The 616-nt window shown below is 62.0% G+C and carries 1 protein-coding gene; it reads left to right on the top strand.

The window, feature by feature from the left end; genetic code table 11:
- Nucleotides 1-578, top strand: a 578-nt coding sequence (locus tag ACQRAJ_RS08780; protein WP_427748390.1) for an IS3 family transposase, incomplete at its 5' end; no start/stop codon positions are given.
- Between the last annotated feature and the right edge of the window lie 38 nt (nucleotides 579-616).

The raw sequence follows: 616 nt of genomic DNA, 5'->3' as shown, positions 1-616 counted from the left end.
GCGAGACCGACTACCACAGGTACAACTCGTACAGGGGCAAGGTCGGAAAGACCTTCGAGAACGTCATCGGGCGCGACTTCGCCGCCGACGGGCCGTGGGAAAAGATGGGCACCGACGTCACCGAGTTCAAACAGCCCTGGGGCAAGGCCTACTTCGCGCCGGTCTACGACTTCGGCAGCAAGGAGATCGTCGCCTGGTCCACGTCGCTGCACCCCAACATGGCTCAGCAGCACGAGCTGCTCGACCAGCTCGTGTCCAAGAAGCCCAAGGGCTCCAGGCCGATCCTGCACTCGGACATGGGCTGGCAGTACCAGCAGGCCGGTTGGTGCAGACGGTTGGAGGAGGCCGGCGTGGTGCAGAGCATGTCCCGGAAGGGCAACTGCATCGACAACGGCGCGACGGAGCAGGTGTTCGGCCACATCAAGGACGAGTTCTTCCGCGGAAGGACGTGGCCGGACTTCGAGTCCTTCAAGGCGGACCTCGACGACTTCGTGGTCCATTGGAACACGAGGAGGCGCCAGGTTAAACTGAAGGGACTGACCCCGGAGGAGTTCCGGAGACAGTCCCTTGCGGCGTAGTTCTTATTTAAGCCGTCCAAGTTTTGGGGTGCAGTTCA

This window comes from Collinsella sp. SGI.184 (assembly GCF_050313415.1).
GTDB lineage: Bacteria > Actinomycetota > Coriobacteriia > Coriobacteriales > Coriobacteriaceae > Collinsella.
Note: the sequence above shows the minus strand (reverse complement) of the source record. Positions and strands in the feature narration are given on the sequence as shown.